Consider the following 17,158-nt stretch of genomic DNA (forward strand, 5'->3'; position numbering starts at 1 on the left):
AACATCGGCTCACGAAGCATTCGATTTAGGATTATTGCAACACGGAAAAGATATCGTTGTCGTAAACAAAGACCGTCAAATTGCCGAAGCCAAAAAACACGCATTGCTTATGGCAGAAGCGGGTTACACACAACCAATCCGCAGAACCGATGTGAAAGTTTTAGGTAAACAAGCTCTGGGAATGTTCCTTGTTGGAACAAACCAAATGGTTGCTGGAAAATACATATCTGAACATGATCTTAAAATTGCTAACAAATTGGCTTACGTTATGGCTGGTGGCGATTTGTCTGAAGCTACATTAGTATCTGAACAATATTTATTAGATATAGAACGTGAGGCATTTTTATCACTTTGTACAGAAAGAAAAACTTTGGAGAGAATTCAGTTTATGTTAACTAAAGGGAAACCGTTGAGAAATTAAGAATCAAGAGTAAAGAAGCAAGAAAAAAGATTTTTAACCACAAAATCTTGTCTCTTGTCTCTTGCATCTATTATCTAAAAATTATGAAAACAGCATACATAGTAAAAGCATACAGAACAGCAGTCGGAAAAGCACCAAAAGGATTATTCCGTTTTAAAAGACCTGACGAATTAGCAGCAGAAACCATCGAATTTATGATGGCAACATTGCCAAATTTCGACAAAACTCGTATTGACGATGTTATGGTTGGAAACGCCATGCCAGAAGCTGAACAAGGGTTGAACGTTGGTCGATTAATTTCATTAATGGGATTGAAAGTCGATGATGTTCCTGGTGTAACGGTGAACAGATATTGTGCTTCGGGATTAGAAACAATCGGAATGGCAACTGCCAAAATTCAATCTGGAATGGCACATTGCATCATTGCTGGTGGTGCCGAAAGCATGAGTTTTATTCCAATGGGCGGCTACAAACCAACACCTGATTATGCTGTGGCAAAAGCCGGAAACGAAGATTATTATTGGGGAATGGGTTTAACATCGGAAGCGGTGGCGAAACAATTCAATATTTCTCGTGCTGATCAAGATGAGTTTGCCTTCAATTCTCATAACAAAGCATTAAAAGCACAAGCCGATGGAAAATTCGATTCTCAAATTGTTCCAATTACGGTTGAGCAAACTTTTATCAATGAAAATGGTAAAAAAGAAACAAAATCCTACGTTGTAAATAAAGATGAAGGACCAAGATTCGGAACTTCAATTGAAGGATTAGCCAATTTGAAACCTGTTTTCGCTGCTGATGGATCAGTAACTGCTGGAAACTCTTCTCAAATGAGTGATGGAGCAGCATTTGTTTTGGTCATGAGTGAAGAAATGGTCAAAGAATTAAACTTGGAACCAATTGCTCGTTTGGTAAACTTCGCATCAGCCGGAGTTGAACCAAGAATTATGGGAATAGGTCCAGTAAAAGCCATTCCAAAAGCATTGAAACAAGCAGGTCTGACTCTAAAAGATATTGATTTAATCGAATTAAACGAAGCATTTGCATCACAAGCATTGGCAGTTACAAGAGAATTAGGATTAAATCCTGATATAATCAATGTAAATGGTGGCGCAATTGCGCTCGGGCATCCATTAGGTTGCACAGGAGCAAAACTTTCTGTTCAATTATTTGAAGAAATGAGATTGAGAAAAGCCAAATATGGAATCGTTTCAATGTGTGTAGGTACTGGACAAGGAACGGCTGGAGTTTATGAGTTTTTGAAATAGAGGAAAGAAGAAAGATGAAAGAAGCAAGAGGTAAGAGGCAAGAAACAAGACTTAATAGATTTTAATATTTGATTTTACAAAAAATAAAGTGAAATAATAATTTATAACATTGAAAATAAGGTAAAATATCAAGTAAAGTTTTTACGAAAATCTTGATTCTTGATTCTAAAAATAATAAACATGAGACATAATTTTAAGAATTTGAAAATTTGGATTTTAGCGATGGATATTACAAATGATATTTATAAACTAACTTCTAATTTTCCAAAATCTGAAATTTATGGATTAGTCAGTCAAATGAATAGATGTTCCGTTTCAATGCCTTCAAATATTGCAGAAGGGTCAAATAGAGGAAATAAGCATTTTCAACATTATTTGAATATTAGTTTAGGATCATCATTCGAATTACAAACACAACTTTTGATTTCATGTCAAAATAAATATTTATCAAGAGAAAAAACAGAAGAAATAGAAAATAAAATAATTGAATTTCAAAAGATGACAACAGGATTCATAAGTAAGTTAGACACTCAAAATCTTGCTTCTTGATTCTTGCATCTAAAAATCTAAAACAAATGGAAGACATAACTCGCGGAGGACAATTCCTCGTAAAAGAAACAAAATCAGAAAACATTTTTACGGTTGATGATTTTACCGAAGAACAAATTATGATGCGTGATTCTGTTAAAGAATTCACAGACAAAGAATTGTGGGCACACAAAGACAAGTTCGAGAAAAAAGATTATGCCTATACTGAGGCGTGCATGAAAAAAGCAGGGGAAATGGGACTTCTTGGAGTTGCTGTTCCTGAAGAATACGGCGGATTAGGAATGGGTTTCGTATCAACGATGTTGGTTTGTGATTATATTTCGGGCGCAACAGGTTCATTTTCAACGGCTTTTGGAGCGCATACTGGAATTGGTACAATGCCAATAACTTTATATGGAAACGAAGAACAAAAGAAAAAATATGTCCCAAAATTGGCTTCGGGCGAATGGTTTGGTGCGTATTGTTTGACAGAACCAGGCGCAGGATCTGATGCCAATTCAGGAAAAACCAAAGCAGTTTTATCAGAAGACGGAAAAACATATTCGATTACAGGTCAAAAAATGTGGATTTCGAATGCTGGATTTTGTTCGGTATTCATCGTATTTGCTAGAATTGGTGACGATAAAAACATTACAGGTTTTATTGTAGAAAATGATCCATCAAACGGAATCACGATGAACGAAGAAGAGCACAAACTTGGTATTCGTGCTTCTTCGACACGACAAGTTTTCTTTAATGAAACAAAAGTTCCAGTTGAAAACATGCTTTCTGAAAGAGAAAACGGTTTCAAAATCGCCATGAATTCATTGAATGTAGGTCGTATTAAATTGGCTGCTGCTTGTTTGGATGCACAGAGAAGGGTAATTTCTGGATCTGTAAAATATGCGAATGAAAGAATTCAGTTCAACACACCAATTTCAAGTTTTGGAGCCATTCGTTCTAAATTAGCAGAAATGGCAACCAGTTGTTATGCTGGAGAAAGTGCTTCTTATAGAGCAGCAAAAGATATTGAAGACAGAGTGAATGCTCGTGTTGCCGAAGGAAATTCGCATCAAGAAGCAGAACTTAAAGGTGTTGAAGAATTTGCAATTGAATGTTCAATTTTGAAAGTTGCCGTTTCTGAAGATGTTCAAAATTGTGCCGATGAAGGAATTCAAATTTTTGGAGGAATGGGATTTTCTGAAGATACACCAATGGAATCAGCTTGGCGAGATGCTCGTATTGCTCGTATTTACGAAGGTACAAACGAAATTAACAGAATGCTTTCTGTTGGAATGTTAATCAAAAAAGCCATGAAAGGCCATGTTGATTTACTTGGACCAGCATCTAAAGTGCAGGAAGAATTAATGGGAATTCCATCGTTTGAAACGCCAGATTATTCAGAATTATTCGCAGAAGAAAAATCTATTATTGGCAACTTGAAAAAAGCATTTTTAATGGTTGCTGGTGGCGCAGTTCAAAAATTTGGTCCGGACTTAGATTCTCATCAAATGCTTTTAATGGCTGCTGCTGATATGCTTATTGAAATTTATATGGCGGAAAGTACTATTTTAAGAACCGAAAAATTAGCAAAATCGAAAGGTGAAGACAAAGCATTAGAACAAATTGCAATGGCAAAATTATACTTGTACCACGCTGTTGATATTGTAGCACAAAAAGGTAAAGAAAGCATTATTTCTTTTGCCCAAGGTGATGAACAACGCATGATGCTTATGGGTTTACGTCGTTTTACAAAATATGTAAACATGCCAAACGTAGTAGGTTTGAGAGAAACTATTACAAGTAAATTGGTTGCTGAGAATGATTATTGTTTTTAACATAAAATAATTTTTTTAAGGAAAACCATTTGTTAATTCAAATGGTTTTTTTTTGAAATTAAGTGTAATTAATTTTACATAGTCAACAAATATGTAAATTTGCATTAATAGATAAAAATGAAAAATTGAGAACAACCAAGATATTTAAAGAATTTTTTAAAAGCGAAAAAGCGGGAGGAATTATTCTAATTGTATGTACAATTATTTCATTATTAATTACTAATTCAACTTTTGGAGAAAATTATCAGCACATTTGGCACACAAATTTTGCAGGACATTCAATCGAACATTGGATTAACGATGGATTAATGACCATCTTCTTTTTGCTCATTGGCTTAGAACTGGAAAGAGAAATCTACCATGGAGAACTCTCCAATATTAAAGACGCCACTTTACCAATTTTTGCGGCTCTAGGTGGAATGATTGTTCCAGCAGGTTTATTTTTATTGCTAAATTTTGATACCGAAACTAAATCTGGCGCTGGAATTCCAATGGCTACAGATATTGCATTTGCACTAGGAATATTATCACTATTAGGCAAAAGGGTTCCAATAGGTTTAAAAATATTCTTAACAGCGCTAGCCGTAATTGACGATTTAGGTGCTATTTTAATTATTGCAATATTTTATACGAAAACCATAGTTTTAAGCAATTTATTTTTGGCTTTATCAGCATTTATAATATTGTTAATATGCAATAAATTAAAAATTAAGAACTTAATAATTTACATAATTGGAGGAATAACCATGTGGTACTTTATGCTCAATTCAGGGGTACATGCCACAATTACTGGTGTTTTACTGGCTTTCACCATTCCATTTGGAGATGGAAATCCAAAAACAAGCTCTTCGATTTTACAAAATTTTTTACATAAACCTGTGGCATATATCATTCTACCTTTATTTGCACTGGCGAATACTGCTATAATAATAAATTCAAACATTGAAGAAACATTATCTCAAAATTATAATATAGGAATAGCTTTAGGATTAATAATCGGCAAACCACTTGGAATATTTTTGTTTAGTTTATTGGCATTAAAAATGGGTATTTGCAAACTACCGAATCATGTGAATTTAAAATCAATTTTAGGAGTTGGCTTTTTAGGCGGTATTGGATTTACCATGTCAATTTTTATAACATTGCTAGCTTTTGAAAATGAAACGATTATAAATAATGCCAAATTAATGATTTTATTGTCATCATTGGTTTCTGGAATGCTTGGTTATTTTATATTAAAATATATTATAAAAAATTGAGATTCAATAATATAATTTTTTAGTTGTGAAACAATTATGATTTTAAATTGATTAATATTTTTTACCTTTATGAAAAATCTTTAGTTATGAAAAAAGTAATATTAATTAGTATAGTATCAATGATTTTAATTTTGGCTTGCAAAAACTCAGTTACAAATAAAAATAAAATTAATCTGAATTTCACATCAAAGAGCGATAGTAATGTAAAAGGTACAGCAGTTTTTGAAGAAAAAAATGGGATAGTTACTTTCAATGCCAAATTGAGTGGTTTAACACCTGGCGAACACGCCATTCACATTCATGAAAAATCTGATTGCTCGGCTGCTGATGGAAGTTCTGCAGGTGGACATTGGAATCCTACTTTTAAAAATCACGGGAAATGGGGAAGTGCAGAATATCACAAAGGTGATATTGGTAACTTTATGGCAGATGAAAATGGAAATGGAACGGTTAAATTTTCGACAAATGAATGGTGTATTGGTTGCGATGATGAAACCAAAAATATAATAGGAAAAGGTTTGATAGTACACAAAGGAACTGACGATTTTACCTCTCAACCAGCTGGAAATGCAGGTGCTAGACAAGCTTGTTCTGCCATAATAAAATAATAAATTCTATTTTGGTAAACAAACAACTTCATTATTTCAAAAATTCACAAGAGTGGAGAAACTGGCTACATGAAAACCATCATTCTTCAACTGGAATTGAATTGGTTTTTTACAGAGTAAATAGCGAGTTTGAAAGTATGCGATGGGAAGAAGCCGTACAAGTTGTTATTTGTTATGGTTGGATAGATTCGACTGTTAGAAAATTGGACGACGACAGAAGAAAGCAAACTTTTACACCCAGAAAAGATAAAAGTGTTTGGAGTAAACTCAATAAAACTTATATTGAAAAACTAATTAAAGAAAATTTAATTCACGAAAGTGGATTGCGTAAAATTGAAATTGCCAAGCAAAATGGATCATGGGAATCACTCGATGATGTTGAAAATTTATTAATTCCTGATGATTTGGCATTAGTATTTGCAGAAAATAAAACTGCACAAAATAATTACAATAACTTCAGTCCATCATACAGAAAAAATTATTTGTACTGGCTAAATCAAGCCAAAAGACAAGAAACCAGAAACATTCGAATTGAACAAATTATCAAATTGTGCGAACAAAATATAAAGTCAAGACAATAATCTCATAACACATATTTGTTAAAAAAAAGTTAGCTTTGTATTTTAAACACAGTCATGATAAATCCATCGGCATATGGTTGGATAGAAAAATTTTTTTTAGAACAAAATTTTTCTAATCAATCGCCAATTCTAGACTCCATAAAATTTTATGAAAGCACTCGTTTAACAGGTTTTCTTGTTGGCTACACAACATATTTTGTAACTCCTATTAATATTGAAACAAAAGGCTGGAGCAATGAAGAATTTTCAAAACTTGCACTATTAAATACCATGTTTGGTGTATATCAATTAATTGAAAACAATCAAAATCAAGAAGATTTTATAAAAAAATGTATTGCTTTTTATGAAAAATTGCATAAAAAAAGTTCAGGTTTACTAGATAAAATATTACCAAAAGATTCTCCATCCAGCAATTTAGAAAAAATTATTGCCACACGAGTTCAAACGAATGAAAATATTGTAAGCAAAAATTTTTCTCATATTTTAACCAATGCACTTTTATTTATTGATGTTTTAGCGTTTAAAAAATTCTTGCAATACGGCAAAATTTCAGAAAAATATTTGAAACGCACAGAAGAAATAATCGTAAAAACTGTTTCATTGGCACTTAATGCAAAAGTGACAAAATCCAAATATGATGATTTGTTACAGAAACTGTTTGAGTCTTCGGTTCGTTATTCAAAATTTAATAAGGCAGAAATGGGATCTTTAGATGATGTAGATTTGTCTTTTTTTACTGATGATTACGAAAAATTTTATTTAATTGATATTGCTGGAATGTCAATGTGGAGCGATGCAAAAATGGAAACTTCCGAAGAAAATTTTCTGTACAAACTAGCCAATAAATTAAATGTATCGATAATTTTTGTTCAAAAAAGCATCAAAGAAATGGGGGATTTTTTAACGCTTAATAAAAGTGAAATTCCATATTTTAATTTTTCAAATCCAGTAAAACATTTTTACGATCATACTACACACAATGTTCAAACATTAATTTCAAGAAATAAAGCAAGATTACTGCTCGAAATTTCGCAAAGTAAAGAATTAATGAAACTGCTGGCACAATCTACCAAACGAGAACTGAATGCAGATGAAAAGAAAAAAGTTCGAAATCAAATTTTGGATATATGCAAAACCATTCCTTCTTTGACTATTTTTATTATTCCAGGCGGTAGTTTATTGTTGCCTATATTAATTAAATTTATTCCACAGCTTCTTCCATCGGCATTTAATGAAAATTTAAGCTCAGAATAACCATAAATTTAACTTATAGTTTTTATCTTTGCATCAAATTTTACTATAATGACTATTACACAACTTCAATACGTATTGGCTGTAGCCGAACACAAAAATTTCACACTTGCTGCCGAAAAATGCTTTGTCACTCAACCCACTTTAAGTATGCAAATTCAAAAAGTTGAAGATGAACTTTCTGTGCTTATTTTCGATAGAAGTAAAAAACCAATACAGTTGACAGATATTGGACAAAAAATTGTTGCCCAAGCCAAAAACATTGTTAATGAAGCCAATAGAATTCATGACATAGTAGATCAGCAAAAGGGTTTTATAGGTGGCGAATTTAGAATTGGTATTATTCCTACTATTATGCCGACACTTTTACCAATGTTTTTAAATAATTTTATTAAAAAATATCCCAAAGTAAAATTAATCATTGAAGAATTAAATACAGCTGATATAATTACTAAATTAAAAACTGGTCAACTTGATGCTGGTATTGCAGCTACACCTTTGGATGAAGAAAAAATAAAAGAAATTGTTTTGTATTATGAACCATTTATGATTTATGTTCCACAATATCATACATTATCACAAAAGAGTGAAATAGAAATTAGCGATTTGAACATCGACGAAATTTTAATGTTACAAGATGGACACTGTTTTAGAGATGGTGTTTTAAATCTTTGCAAAAACAATTCCATTCACATCGAATCAAAATTTCAAATAGAAAGTGGCAGTTTTGAAACACTTCTAAAATTGGCAGACGAAGGTTTAGGAATTACACTGCTTCCTTATTTGCACTCACTAGATTTAAAGGAATCTGATAAATTAAAACTAAAACATTTTGTTGAACCAAAACCTGCAAGAGAAATAAGTTTAATATTTCCTACTAATGAACTTAAAATTCATATTATAAATGCTTTAAGAGATGTAATTGCTGGAGTATTGCGTGGTGCAAAAGCGTTTTTAAATGTAGACATTATAAGCCCAATTAATAAAAAGTGAACAACGCAATACGTGGCATTATTCACTTTTTACAATTAATACTAACGTAAGATAACTAAATTAACACAAGGTTTTAATTCAGGCTTATCATTTGTGAAATAAATAAGCCACTTTTTCAAATTCTCAATTTCGTAAGGAAGCAATTTATTTAGAGCTTTTCGCAACTCTCTAGTAAACAACCTCACATCGAAACTTACTTTTTCAAGTATGCTTTTGGTGTAATCATAAATCATTCTATACATAATAAAGTAGGTTAAAATGAATAATTAGATAAGGAACTCTTAGTAAAGCTAAATTAAATTAACATAACAAACTAAAATAAAATGTTAAAATATCGATTAAAAGATTAAAATATCGACTAAATGTGATTTATTTATATTTATGTAAGATTTTATAAAATAAATTATTTACTTATAATTCCGTATTGATCTGTCAAATATACCAAAGCAGTTATAGTAGCTGCACCCAATTCTAATTCCCTTTTATTTACAGCATTAAATTTATCATTTGCTGCATGATGATAATCAAAATAGCGTTGAGAATCAGGTCTTAAACCAACTTTTACAATTTTCTCTGAAGTTAAATCCTCAATATCTGAACCAGAATGTCCTTTGGCAAATGTGTGAATAAGGTAAGGCTCAAACAACTTTTTATAATCTTGAACTTTATTAAAATTTGCTTCATCGGTTTCAAAAGAAAAACCTCTTGGTGTAAATCCGCCAGAATCACTTTCTAAAGCGAAAATATGATTTTCATTATTCTTTTTGGACAGCTCTTGATACTTTTCGCCACCACGACCGCCATTTTCTTCATTCATAAATAAAACCACACGAATGGTATTTTTGGGCTTGTAACCAATGTTTTTTAAAATATTAACTACTTCCATACTTTGTACACAACCAGCGCCGTCATCGTGTGAACCATCGGCCAAATCCCATGAATCAAGATGTCCACCAACAACCATAATTTTATCTGGAAACTCATTCCCTTTTATTTCTCCAATAACATTGTAAGACAAAACGTCTGGCATAGTTTGACATGATTGTTTTAAATAAAATTTAAGTTTTGGATTTGCTTTTAGCGATTTACTTAACAAATCTGCACCATTGGTACTTATAGCAGCTGCTGGAATATATTGTGTTTTTGAAATGTCTCCATAACTTTGATTGCCTGTATGTGGAAAATCGTCTAAACTAAGTGTTAATGATCTTACTATCGTGGCTACTGCGCCAAATTTCGAAGCTTCCTTTGCGCCAGAGCGTCTTTGATCACCCGCTTTTCCGTAGGCGTTAAAGGTTTCTAACAAACTACTGTCCATTGGACGATTAAAAAAAACTATTTTGCCTTTGATTTTTTCTGTACCCAAACCTTCCAGTTCTTTAAGCGATTGTACTTCTATAACTTCCGCACTAATCCCTTCTTTTTGCGTTGCTACAGATCCTCCCAATGCACAAACTGGAATATTTATTTTTTTATTATTATCTACAATATAGGCAATCTCTTTCTGACCGCGAACCCATTTTGGTACCATAACTTCCTGCAAATAAACACGATCCAAACCCAAAGTTTCCAGTTGCGATTTGGTGTATTCAACTGATTTTTCTGCACCTATAGAACCTGACAAACGATGACCAATTTTGTTGGACATATAATCTAACCATGAATAACATTTAGAATTGGTTAAAGCGGCATTGTAAATCTCTTTTAGCTTAAGCTCATCCTTGGTCTGATTTTGTCCTACTACAATAATCGAAAATAAGTATAAAAATATGGTGAGCTTTCTCATTATGAAAATTTGGTTTAATATTTAAGTAAATATATAGAATAGTTTAAACAGTCCATAAAAAAAGAGCCATTTAAGCTCTTTTTAGTTTTATGTTTTTATAACGTTTAAACAATACCTTAATTCTGGTTTTTCTGCAGTAAAATTAAATAGCCAGTCAACTAATTCTTCTATTTCATATGGAAGAAGTATTCTAACAGCTTTTTCTACTTCTTTGCAAAATAAAATGGGATCAAAACTTACTCTTTCCAGAATAGACTTTGTAAAATCCATCATAACTTTTGACATAATAAATGGTTTATTATTTGTTTATTCAAATTTAAATAAAAAAGTAATGTCAAATCATAAAATACTATTAAATATTTTTGAAGGCCACCATCATCTCCCTTTTTCCTGGTGGTCCAGCCATTTTTTTAACAGTAAACCCAACTTCTTGCATAGATCTCTTGACTACGCCACGTGCTGCGTAAGTTACTAAAATTCCTTTGTATTTCAATGCATTGTACATTTTTTGAAAAATAGTGGTGCTCCACAATTCTGGTTGCACTCTGTATCCAAATGCATCAAAATATATCAAATCAAATTCATTTTGATTGTCGATATCTTGAAAAAAAAGTTTTTGCTTGGTGAAGTTGAAATGCTCATTCAAAGCTAGTTTCTCATTCCAATTTGAACTATGCATTTGTTCAAAAATATTCTCAAAACTTTGGGAGTCAAGTTTTTTCAAATAATTCATCATCAAAGCTTCTTCGATAGAAACTGGATAAGCTTCAATGGCTGTGTAGTTTATAAATAATTTATTTTTGTTGGCTTCTAAAAAAGTTATAAAAGCGTTTAATCCAGTTCCAAAACCAATTTCCAAAACTGAAATAGATTTATCTTCAAACAAAGAAAGTCCATTTTTAATAAATACATGATAGGCTTCTTGGATGGCACCGTGTTTGGAGTGATAACTTTCGTTCCAATCTGGCAAGTGAATTGTAGTTGAGCCATCTAAAGTGGTAATGATTTCTCTTTTCAAATTATTTTTTGATTAAAACGCCATCCGCTGTAAATGAATAAATAGTTTTCGGGGCTACAATGGCATCAATTTCGGTCTTGGATTTTCCTGCATCGCCAGCATAATGTTTTTGATCTTCAACAGATTCTTGGCTTACAAATGCTTTTCCATTCAAAATTACTTCATCATTTTTTGAATCTTTAGGCATAAAAAAAGCATAATCTTTAAATTTTACAAAAGCCTCTTTATTATTGCCCAAATCAAGTTTCATCCAACAACCTTTGTTTTGACAAACTTCTTTTATAGTAGACTTAAATTTAACGTCGACTGTATCTCCAATTTTAAGCTTATCGTATTTAGAAGTTAATTCAGAGGAAGATATGGCTTTATCTGCTGAAATTTTTAATCCAAAAGAGTCATAACCTTCAACATTTATATTATTGACTTGACTTTTATTTGAATTACAGCTTGAAATAGCCATTGCAAATAAAATACAAATAAAAAATTTTCTCATTTTTTAAGAGTTTAATTGTTAGAAATACAAACTTAAAAAGAATTTCACAACTTTATAATATTTATGTAAATAAAAGCGAAAAATGCTATCAAAAATGTAATACAAAATGATATGTGTTATTTTTTTAAGAAAAATTAATCGTTTGTTAACAATTACCTTATAAATTTTCAAGTTTAGCTATCTTTTTTATTAAATTAGCGAAAATTTTCAACACATTATGAGCCTAGATATTCAAAGCGAAATCGATATAGTACAATCAAAATCAACTAAAATAAATGAAGTAGATTTTGAAAATCTTTCTTTTGGTAACACATTTACCGACCATATGTTGCAATGTGATTATAAAAATGGTGCTTGGGAAAAACCAACTATAAAACCCTATGAGCCATTTTTACTAGATCCATCGGCAAAAGTATTTCATTACGGACAAGCTATTTTTGAAGGAATGAAAGCTTATAAAGATGAAAATGATGATGTTTGGCTTTTTAGACCAGAAGAAAACTTTCAACGTTTCAACAAGTCTGCTTTTAGAATGGCCATGCCAAGTGTTCCAGAAAATATATTTATGGAAGGCTTGAAAAAATTGTTGCAAATTGAAAAAGAATGGGTCAAAAAAGGAAAGGGAAACACCTTATATATTCGACCATTTATGATTGCCATTGGTTCTGGCGTTATTGCGCAACCATCGACTCAATATCGTTTTATGATCATTTTATCGCCAGCCAAAGCTTATTATTCTGGTGAAGTTAAGGTAATTATAGCCGAACATTACAGTCGTGCAGCCAATGGAGGAATTGGCGCTGCAAAAGCGGCAGGAAACTATTCTGCACAATTTTATCCAACGCAATTGGCGCATGATAAGGGATTTCAGCAAATTATTTGGACAGATGATGCAACTCATACCAAACTTGAAGAAGCTGGAACCATGAATGTGTTTTTTAGAATAAACGACACCTTATAAACCGCTCCAACAAGTGAAAGAATTTTGGATGGTGTGACTAGAAAAAGTTTATTAGACTTGGCAAAACGAGAAAATATTGCAGTTGATGTTCGACCAATTCTTGTAGAAGAAATAGTTACAGCGGTAAAAAATGGAACTTTGAAAGAAATTTTTGGTGCAGGAACTGCTGCTGTTGTCAATCCAATAGTTGGATTTTCATACCAAGATGTGTATTACGAATTGCCAAAACTAGAAAATTCTTTTGCTTTGGATTTAAAATCAAAACTCACTAATATTCAGCATAAATTGGCTGACGATACTTTTAATTGGACAGTTAAGGTTTAGTATTCAGTGTTCAAAATTAAAATATTTAAAATAAAAGGAGATTTTTCATGTGATAAATCTCCTTTTATTTTGAATATGAATAAAAACTATTTCAAAATTTCTTCGAAATTGGGTTTAAAATAATTAGGACCTTTCAATACTTTTCCATCTTCTCTATAAATCGGTTTTCCATCTGTATTCAATTTGCTCATATTGCTACGCTGAATTTCTTGAAAAACAGCTTCAATTTTGCTTTGTAAACCATGTTCAATTATAGTTCCACATAAAATATAAAGCATATCGCCAAGTGCATCAGCAATTTCAACAATATCATTGTTTTGAACAGCTTCCAGATATTCTTCGTTTTCTTCTTTCATTAAATTAAATCGAAGCAAATTTTTATTTTCACCCAAATTTCCAGTTGGATTTGTGTTTATTCCAAGTCCAAATGCGGAATGGAATTCATGTACAGATTTTAATTGATTTTGCATGGTATTTAGTTGTATAATTTTGATGCAAAATATTAAATTCAAATTACAAATGATTAATTTTACAAAAAAAATATGTTTAGTCAAGGTCAATTAATTTTTGCTGGATTTTTTGTTGTTGCATTTATAGTAACAATGATTTTCTCTTATAGAAAAGATGGGAAAATTCATAAAACATATTATAAAGGAAGTTTTTGGATTCTTGCCATATTTCTACTTTTTATTGGTATTTTATTTATGATTAAAACATTATTCAAAGAATAGTTAAATTAGTGATTTTTATATAAAATAAATACTGATCTTTTTTATATTTTTGTATAATCTTCGATTAACATACCATGAAAATAGCCAAATACATATTTTTATTAGTATTACTTTTTGTAATTACTAGTTCCATTTTAATTATAACCAAAGATGGTAGCTATACAGTTGTAAAAAGTAAATTGATAAAAGTTCCTAAAAATACAGTTTTTAATTATTTGGCTGAAAATAAAAATTGGGATGTTATAAACCCGTGGAAAAATACTTTAGAAAAAGGTTCTTTAATTAAGCAAGAAGAATTTAATAAAGATTCAATTGCACAAATTATTTCTTTGAATAATACTAATGAAATCAAGACTACTTGGCAATTTACTGATTCATTAAATTATACTAAAATCTCATGGATTACAAAAGGTAAAATGAGTTTTAAAGAAAAATTTTTAGGAATAATTAATCGAGGTCAAAAAAATAATTTGGCAGATAGTTTCGAAATTGGACTTTCAAATCTAAATAAAATTTTAACTACCGAGATTAATACCTTTAATATCAAAATAGATGGTTTTGTGAATAGAGACACTATTTTTTATATTCAAAAACCAGCAACTTGCAAGCTTGAACAACTTCCAAATAACATAAAAATCATATTACCAAAACTCCAAAAACTATTACTTGTTACCAAAAGAAAAACAAATGGTGAGCCGTTCATTATATATCATTCAAAAGATACAGTGGCAAATACAATCACTTTTTCAGTAGCCATTCCCACCAAAGAGAAAGTACAAATTTCTGCAGGAAGTGATATTTATTCTGGGCAAAACAATCCATTTCAAGCTGTAAAAGCTACTTTGACAGGAAATTATAATCATAAAAAAGAAGCTGTTGCCAAGATATTTGCTTACATGAAGGAAAACAAGCTAGAGCAAAGTCCAAAATATAAAGAAGTAGATATTATTTTAAAAAATACTACAACAGATAAATCTGCGTCAAAATGGGTTACTGAAATTTTGATTCCAGTAAGACCCATAAAACCAATTGTTAAAAAGAAACCTAAAGTTATAGTAGATTCTACTGCGGTGGAAGAAGAACCAATAATGGAATAAATTTATTCCTTTTTAATCAAATATCTAATAACCGTTTCCGCAGCGTACAACCCAAAAAGCCCTGGCATATAACTATTGGTTCCATAAAATGATTTTTTATAATTGGACCCATCTGTCAGTTTCAAGCTGCTTTCATCTTGAATTTCCGATGAAAATACTACTTTGAGTTTGTCAATTTTATATTCTTTTAATCTGCGACGTACCGTTTTTGCCAATAAACAATTTGTTGTATTGGTAATACAGGAAACTTTTACTTTCGAGGCTTCCATTTTTCCGCCAGCGCCCATGGATGATATAATTTTGACGCGTTTTCTTTTGGCAGCAACAATTAAATTTAGTTTCGGAGTTACACTATCAATACAATCTAAAACATAATCAAAACTTTCTGAAACAATTTCAAAAGCACGTTCTGGAGAAAGAAATTCTTCAATTCTGGTCAACTTCAATTCTGGATTTATATCCAATAATCTATCGCCAACTATAATTACCTTTGGTTTCCCAATGGTAGAATGTAAGGCTGGTAATTGACGATTTATATTAGTAACATCCACAGTATCTCCATCAACAATTGTCATTTTTCCTATGCCTGCACGAACTAGAAATTCGGCGGCAAAGGATCCAACACCACCCAATCCCACAACCAAAATATTTGAATTTTCTAATTTATCTAACCCTTCTTTTTTGAATAAAAGTTCGGTTCTTTCTTTCCATTTTACCATGTTTGTGATTTACGATTTTTGAAAAACTGTATTGAAATTATTGTTTAGAATTTCTTTCAAATCAGCCATCATTATATTTTTATATTTTGAAGCTATTGCATAAACTTCTTCTAAAGTTTCTTCAATAGTATCAGTTTCAAGAAAGAATTTATTGTTTGGAACTTGATTAAAAACTGTTGCCAACTCAGGATTTCTTAATAAATATTTTCCGAAAGAAAGATAAAACCCATTATCCAAAAGTTGTTTTGCTATTTGGCCGTTTTTGGAAAATCCATGAATTATAATAGGAACTTGAATTTGTAAACGATTTTTGATTTCAATTACTTCTTGATAAGCAGAAACACAATGCAAGATTAATGGTTTTTTGTATTTTTCTGCTAGTTGGATTTGTTTTTCAAAAATTTGAATCTGAATTCCAAGTGGCTTTTCAATTCTTTTATCCAAACCACATTCGCCCAAAGCCAAACAATTTTGCAATTGGAGTTTTTCTTCAATAATATTTAAATCGGCTTCAAGCCTTTTTTCATCAATGTACCACGGATGAATTCCTATAGAATAATTTTTAATATTTTCATCAAATTCTTGCGGATATTGATTGACAATTTCCAAAATATCATTTTGGTTTGACGATTTATGAGTATGCAGATTGATGAACATTTGGTTGTAAAATTTTTAGCAAAATTAGTTTAAAAGTTGCAAAATAAAAAGTTGCTTTTTTGTAACTTTGAACACTTTCATAAAAATCAATGCTCAAAACCGCTTTTTATCGCTACATAAATAACTTCCGAGGTTTTTCGAGAGAAATTTGGATACTTACCTTTATCACATTTATCAACAGAGCTGGAACTATGGTTTTGCCATTTCTTTCAAAATATTTGAAGGAAGATCTGCATTTTACTTTTGATGAAGTAGGTTGGATTATGGTAAGTTTTGGAATTGGTTCCATGGCTGGATCTTGGTTGGGTGGCAAACTTTCGGATAAAATTGGTTTTTACAGAATCATGGTTTTTAGTCTTTTTACCAGTGGAATTTTATTTTTTGCATTACAATATATAACCAGTTTTATTGGTCTTTGTCTTGGTATGATGATTTTGATGGTGGTTGCAGATATGTTTAGACCAGCCATGTTTGTATCGCTTGCCGCTTATGCGAAACCAGAAAACAGGACAAGAGCGTTAACTTTGGTAAGATTGGCAATTAATCTTGGATTTGCAGCTGGACCTGCCATGGGCGGTTTAATTATCATGAATATTGGTTACAAAGGTCTTTTTTGGGTAGATGG

The 17,158-nt window shown here is 31.2% G+C and carries 18 protein-coding genes and 2 pseudogenes; 13 read left to right on the forward strand and 7 right to left on the reverse strand.

What is annotated here, in order from left to right; genetic code table 11:
- The 9 genes and pseudogenes from RMN92_RS12185 to RMN92_RS12225 form a co-directional block, all read left to right on the forward strand.
- Positions 1-421, forward strand: a pseudogene (locus RMN92_RS12185) (3-hydroxyacyl-CoA dehydrogenase); the annotation flags it as partial.
- A gap of 83 nt (positions 422-504) precedes the next feature.
- Positions 505-1,689, forward strand: a complete 1,185-nt coding sequence (locus tag RMN92_RS12190; RefSeq protein WP_309609715.1) for an acetyl-CoA C-acyltransferase — start codon at positions 505-507, stop codon at positions 1,687-1,689.
- Between the two features lie 180 nt (positions 1,690-1,869).
- Positions 1,870-2,238 carry a four helix bundle protein gene (locus RMN92_RS12195; protein WP_309609716.1) on the forward strand — a complete coding sequence of 123 codons (369 nt, stop codon included), beginning with the start codon at positions 1,870-1,872 and terminating at the stop codon, positions 2,236-2,238.
- A gap of 26 nt (positions 2,239-2,264) precedes the next feature.
- Positions 2,265-4,055 (forward strand): acyl-CoA dehydrogenase family protein, encoded by a 1,791-nt coding sequence (locus RMN92_RS12200; protein WP_309609717.1) that lies wholly within the window; start codon positions 2,265-2,267, stop codon positions 4,053-4,055.
- A 125-nt stretch (positions 4,056-4,180) separates the two neighbouring features.
- Positions 4,181-5,314: a Na+/H+ antiporter NhaA gene (gene nhaA, locus RMN92_RS12205; protein WP_309609718.1), complete on the forward strand. Its 1,134-nt coding sequence runs from the start codon at positions 4,181-4,183 to the stop codon at positions 5,312-5,314.
- An 86-nt stretch (positions 5,315-5,400) separates the two neighbouring features.
- Positions 5,401-5,922: a superoxide dismutase family protein gene (locus tag RMN92_RS12210; protein ID WP_309609719.1), complete on the forward strand. Its 522-nt coding sequence runs from the start codon at positions 5,401-5,403 to the stop codon at positions 5,920-5,922.
- Between the two features lie 11 nt (positions 5,923-5,933).
- Positions 5,934-6,503, forward strand: a complete 570-nt coding sequence (locus tag RMN92_RS12215) for a YdeI/OmpD-associated family protein (protein WP_309609720.1) — start codon at positions 5,934-5,936, stop codon at positions 6,501-6,503.
- A gap of 54 nt (positions 6,504-6,557) precedes the next feature.
- The gene (locus tag RMN92_RS12220; protein ID WP_309609721.1) at positions 6,558-7,757 is read left to right on the forward strand and encodes an LETM1-related biofilm-associated protein; all 1,200 of its coding nucleotides are present in this window, start codon (positions 6,558-6,560) and stop codon (positions 7,755-7,757) included.
- A 48-nt stretch (positions 7,758-7,805) separates the two neighbouring features.
- Complete coding sequence (locus RMN92_RS12225) at positions 7,806-8,747, forward strand: LysR substrate-binding domain-containing protein (protein WP_309609722.1); 942 nt, start codon at positions 7,806-7,808, stop codon at positions 8,745-8,747.
- A gap of 403 nt (positions 8,748-9,150) precedes the next feature.
- Here the strand turns inward: RMN92_RS12225 and RMN92_RS12230 are convergent, their stop codons facing one another.
- From RMN92_RS12230 to RMN92_RS12245, 4 genes are all read right to left on the reverse strand, one after another.
- On the reverse strand, positions 9,151-10,533 hold the full coding sequence (locus RMN92_RS12230) for a M28 family peptidase (RefSeq protein WP_309609723.1): 1,383 nt from the start codon (positions 10,531-10,533) through the stop codon (positions 9,151-9,153).
- A gap of 87 nt (positions 10,534-10,620) precedes the next feature.
- Positions 10,621-10,818: a hypothetical protein gene (locus RMN92_RS12235; protein ID WP_309609724.1), complete on the reverse strand. Its 198-nt coding sequence runs from the start codon at positions 10,816-10,818 to the stop codon at positions 10,621-10,623.
- A 67-nt stretch (positions 10,819-10,885) separates the two neighbouring features.
- A complete protein-coding gene (mnmD, locus tag RMN92_RS12240; RefSeq protein ID WP_309609725.1) occupies positions 10,886-11,551 on the reverse strand; it encodes a tRNA (5-methylaminomethyl-2-thiouridine)(34)-methyltransferase MnmD in 666 nt (221 codons plus the stop codon).
- A gap of 1 nt (position 11,552) precedes the next feature.
- Positions 11,553-12,044, reverse strand: a complete 492-nt coding sequence (locus RMN92_RS12245) for a DUF4920 domain-containing protein (RefSeq protein ID WP_309609726.1) — start codon at positions 12,042-12,044, stop codon at positions 11,553-11,555.
- 217 nt (positions 12,045-12,261) lie between these two features.
- Here RMN92_RS12245 and RMN92_RS12250 point away from each other — a divergent pair.
- Positions 12,262-13,329, forward strand: a pseudogene (locus RMN92_RS12250) (branched-chain amino acid aminotransferase).
- An 86-nt stretch (positions 13,330-13,415) separates the two neighbouring features.
- On the opposite strand, the gene RMN92_RS12255 reads toward RMN92_RS12250, so the two are convergent.
- Positions 13,416-13,799 carry a nucleoside triphosphate pyrophosphohydrolase family protein gene (locus RMN92_RS12255; RefSeq protein ID WP_309609727.1) on the reverse strand — a complete coding sequence of 128 codons (384 nt, stop codon included), beginning with the start codon at positions 13,797-13,799 and terminating at the stop codon, positions 13,416-13,418.
- Between the two features lie 72 nt (positions 13,800-13,871).
- On the opposite strand from RMN92_RS12255, the gene RMN92_RS12260 reads away from it, so the two are divergent.
- Both RMN92_RS12260 and RMN92_RS12265 read left to right on the forward strand, forming a co-directional pair.
- Positions 13,872-14,060 carry a hypothetical protein gene (locus RMN92_RS12260; protein WP_309609728.1) on the forward strand — a complete coding sequence of 63 codons (189 nt, stop codon included), beginning with the start codon at positions 13,872-13,874 and terminating at the stop codon, positions 14,058-14,060.
- A gap of 74 nt (positions 14,061-14,134) precedes the next feature.
- The gene (locus tag RMN92_RS12265; RefSeq protein WP_309609729.1) at positions 14,135-15,157 is read left to right on the forward strand and encodes a GyrI-like domain-containing protein; all 1,023 of its coding nucleotides are present in this window, start codon (positions 14,135-14,137) and stop codon (positions 15,155-15,157) included.
- Positions 15,158-15,159: 2 nt separating this feature from the next.
- On the opposite strand, the gene RMN92_RS12270 is transcribed toward RMN92_RS12265, so the two are convergent.
- Both RMN92_RS12270 and RMN92_RS12275 read right to left on the reverse strand, forming a co-directional pair.
- Positions 15,160-15,876, reverse strand: coding sequence for a tRNA threonylcarbamoyladenosine dehydratase (locus tag RMN92_RS12270; RefSeq protein ID WP_309609730.1), 717 nt, complete (start codon positions 15,874-15,876; stop codon positions 15,160-15,162).
- Positions 15,877-15,885: 9 nt separating this feature from the next.
- Complete coding sequence (locus RMN92_RS12275) at positions 15,886-16,533, reverse strand: TatD family hydrolase (RefSeq protein WP_309609731.1); 648 nt, start codon at positions 16,531-16,533, stop codon at positions 15,886-15,888.
- Between the two features lie 89 nt (positions 16,534-16,622).
- On the opposite strand from RMN92_RS12275, the gene RMN92_RS12280 reads away from it, so the two are divergent.
- A partial coding sequence (locus RMN92_RS12280; protein WP_309609732.1) for an MFS transporter occupies positions 16,623-17,158 on the forward strand: 536 nt, incomplete at its 3' end.

Source organism: Flavobacterium sp. (genome assembly GCF_031363805.1).
GTDB lineage: Bacteria > Bacteroidota > Bacteroidia > Flavobacteriales > Flavobacteriaceae > Flavobacterium.

What these genes read in the sequence shown, in the direction of transcription:
- RMN92_RS12210 (WP_309609719.1), top strand. Translation starts at nt 5,401, where the DNA reads ATGAAAAAAGTAATATTAATTAGTATAGTATCAATGATTTTAATTTTG.
- RMN92_RS12225 (WP_309609722.1), top strand. Translation starts at nt 7,806, where the DNA reads ATGACTATTACACAACTTCAATACGTATTGGCTGTAGCCGAACACAAA.
- RMN92_RS12260 (WP_309609728.1), top strand. Translation starts at nt 13,872, where the DNA reads ATGTTTAGTCAAGGTCAATTAATTTTTGCTGGATTTTTTGTTGTTGCA.
- RMN92_RS12220 (WP_309609721.1), top strand. Translation starts at nt 6,558, where the DNA reads ATGATAAATCCATCGGCATATGGTTGGATAGAAAAATTTTTTTTAGAA.
- RMN92_RS12265 (WP_309609729.1), top strand. Translation starts at nt 14,135, where the DNA reads ATGAAAATAGCCAAATACATATTTTTATTAGTATTACTTTTTGTAATT.
- RMN92_RS12195 (WP_309609716.1), top strand. Translation starts at nt 1,870, where the DNA reads ATGAGACATAATTTTAAGAATTTGAAAATTTGGATTTTAGCGATGGAT.
- RMN92_RS12270 (WP_309609730.1), bottom strand. Translation starts at nt 15,876, where the DNA reads ATGGTAAAATGGAAAGAAAGAACCGAACTTTTATTCAAAAAAGAAGGG.
- RMN92_RS12235 (WP_309609724.1), bottom strand. Translation starts at nt 10,818, where the DNA reads ATGTCAAAAGTTATGATGGATTTTACAAAGTCTATTCTGGAAAGAGTA.
- RMN92_RS12190 (WP_309609715.1), top strand. Translation starts at nt 505, where the DNA reads ATGAAAACAGCATACATAGTAAAAGCATACAGAACAGCAGTCGGAAAA.
- RMN92_RS12275 (WP_309609731.1), bottom strand. Translation starts at nt 16,533, where the DNA reads ATGTTCATCAATCTGCATACTCATAAATCGTCAAACCAAAATGATATT.
- RMN92_RS12245 (WP_309609726.1), bottom strand. Translation starts at nt 12,044, where the DNA reads ATGAGAAAATTTTTTATTTGTATTTTATTTGCAATGGCTATTTCAAGC.
- RMN92_RS12200 (WP_309609717.1), top strand. Translation starts at nt 2,265, where the DNA reads ATGGAAGACATAACTCGCGGAGGACAATTCCTCGTAAAAGAAACAAAA.
- RMN92_RS12255 (WP_309609727.1), bottom strand. Translation starts at nt 13,799, where the DNA reads ATGCAAAATCAATTAAAATCTGTACATGAATTCCATTCCGCATTTGGA.
- RMN92_RS12230 (WP_309609723.1), bottom strand. Translation starts at nt 10,533, where the DNA reads ATGAGAAAGCTCACCATATTTTTATACTTATTTTCGATTATTGTAGTA.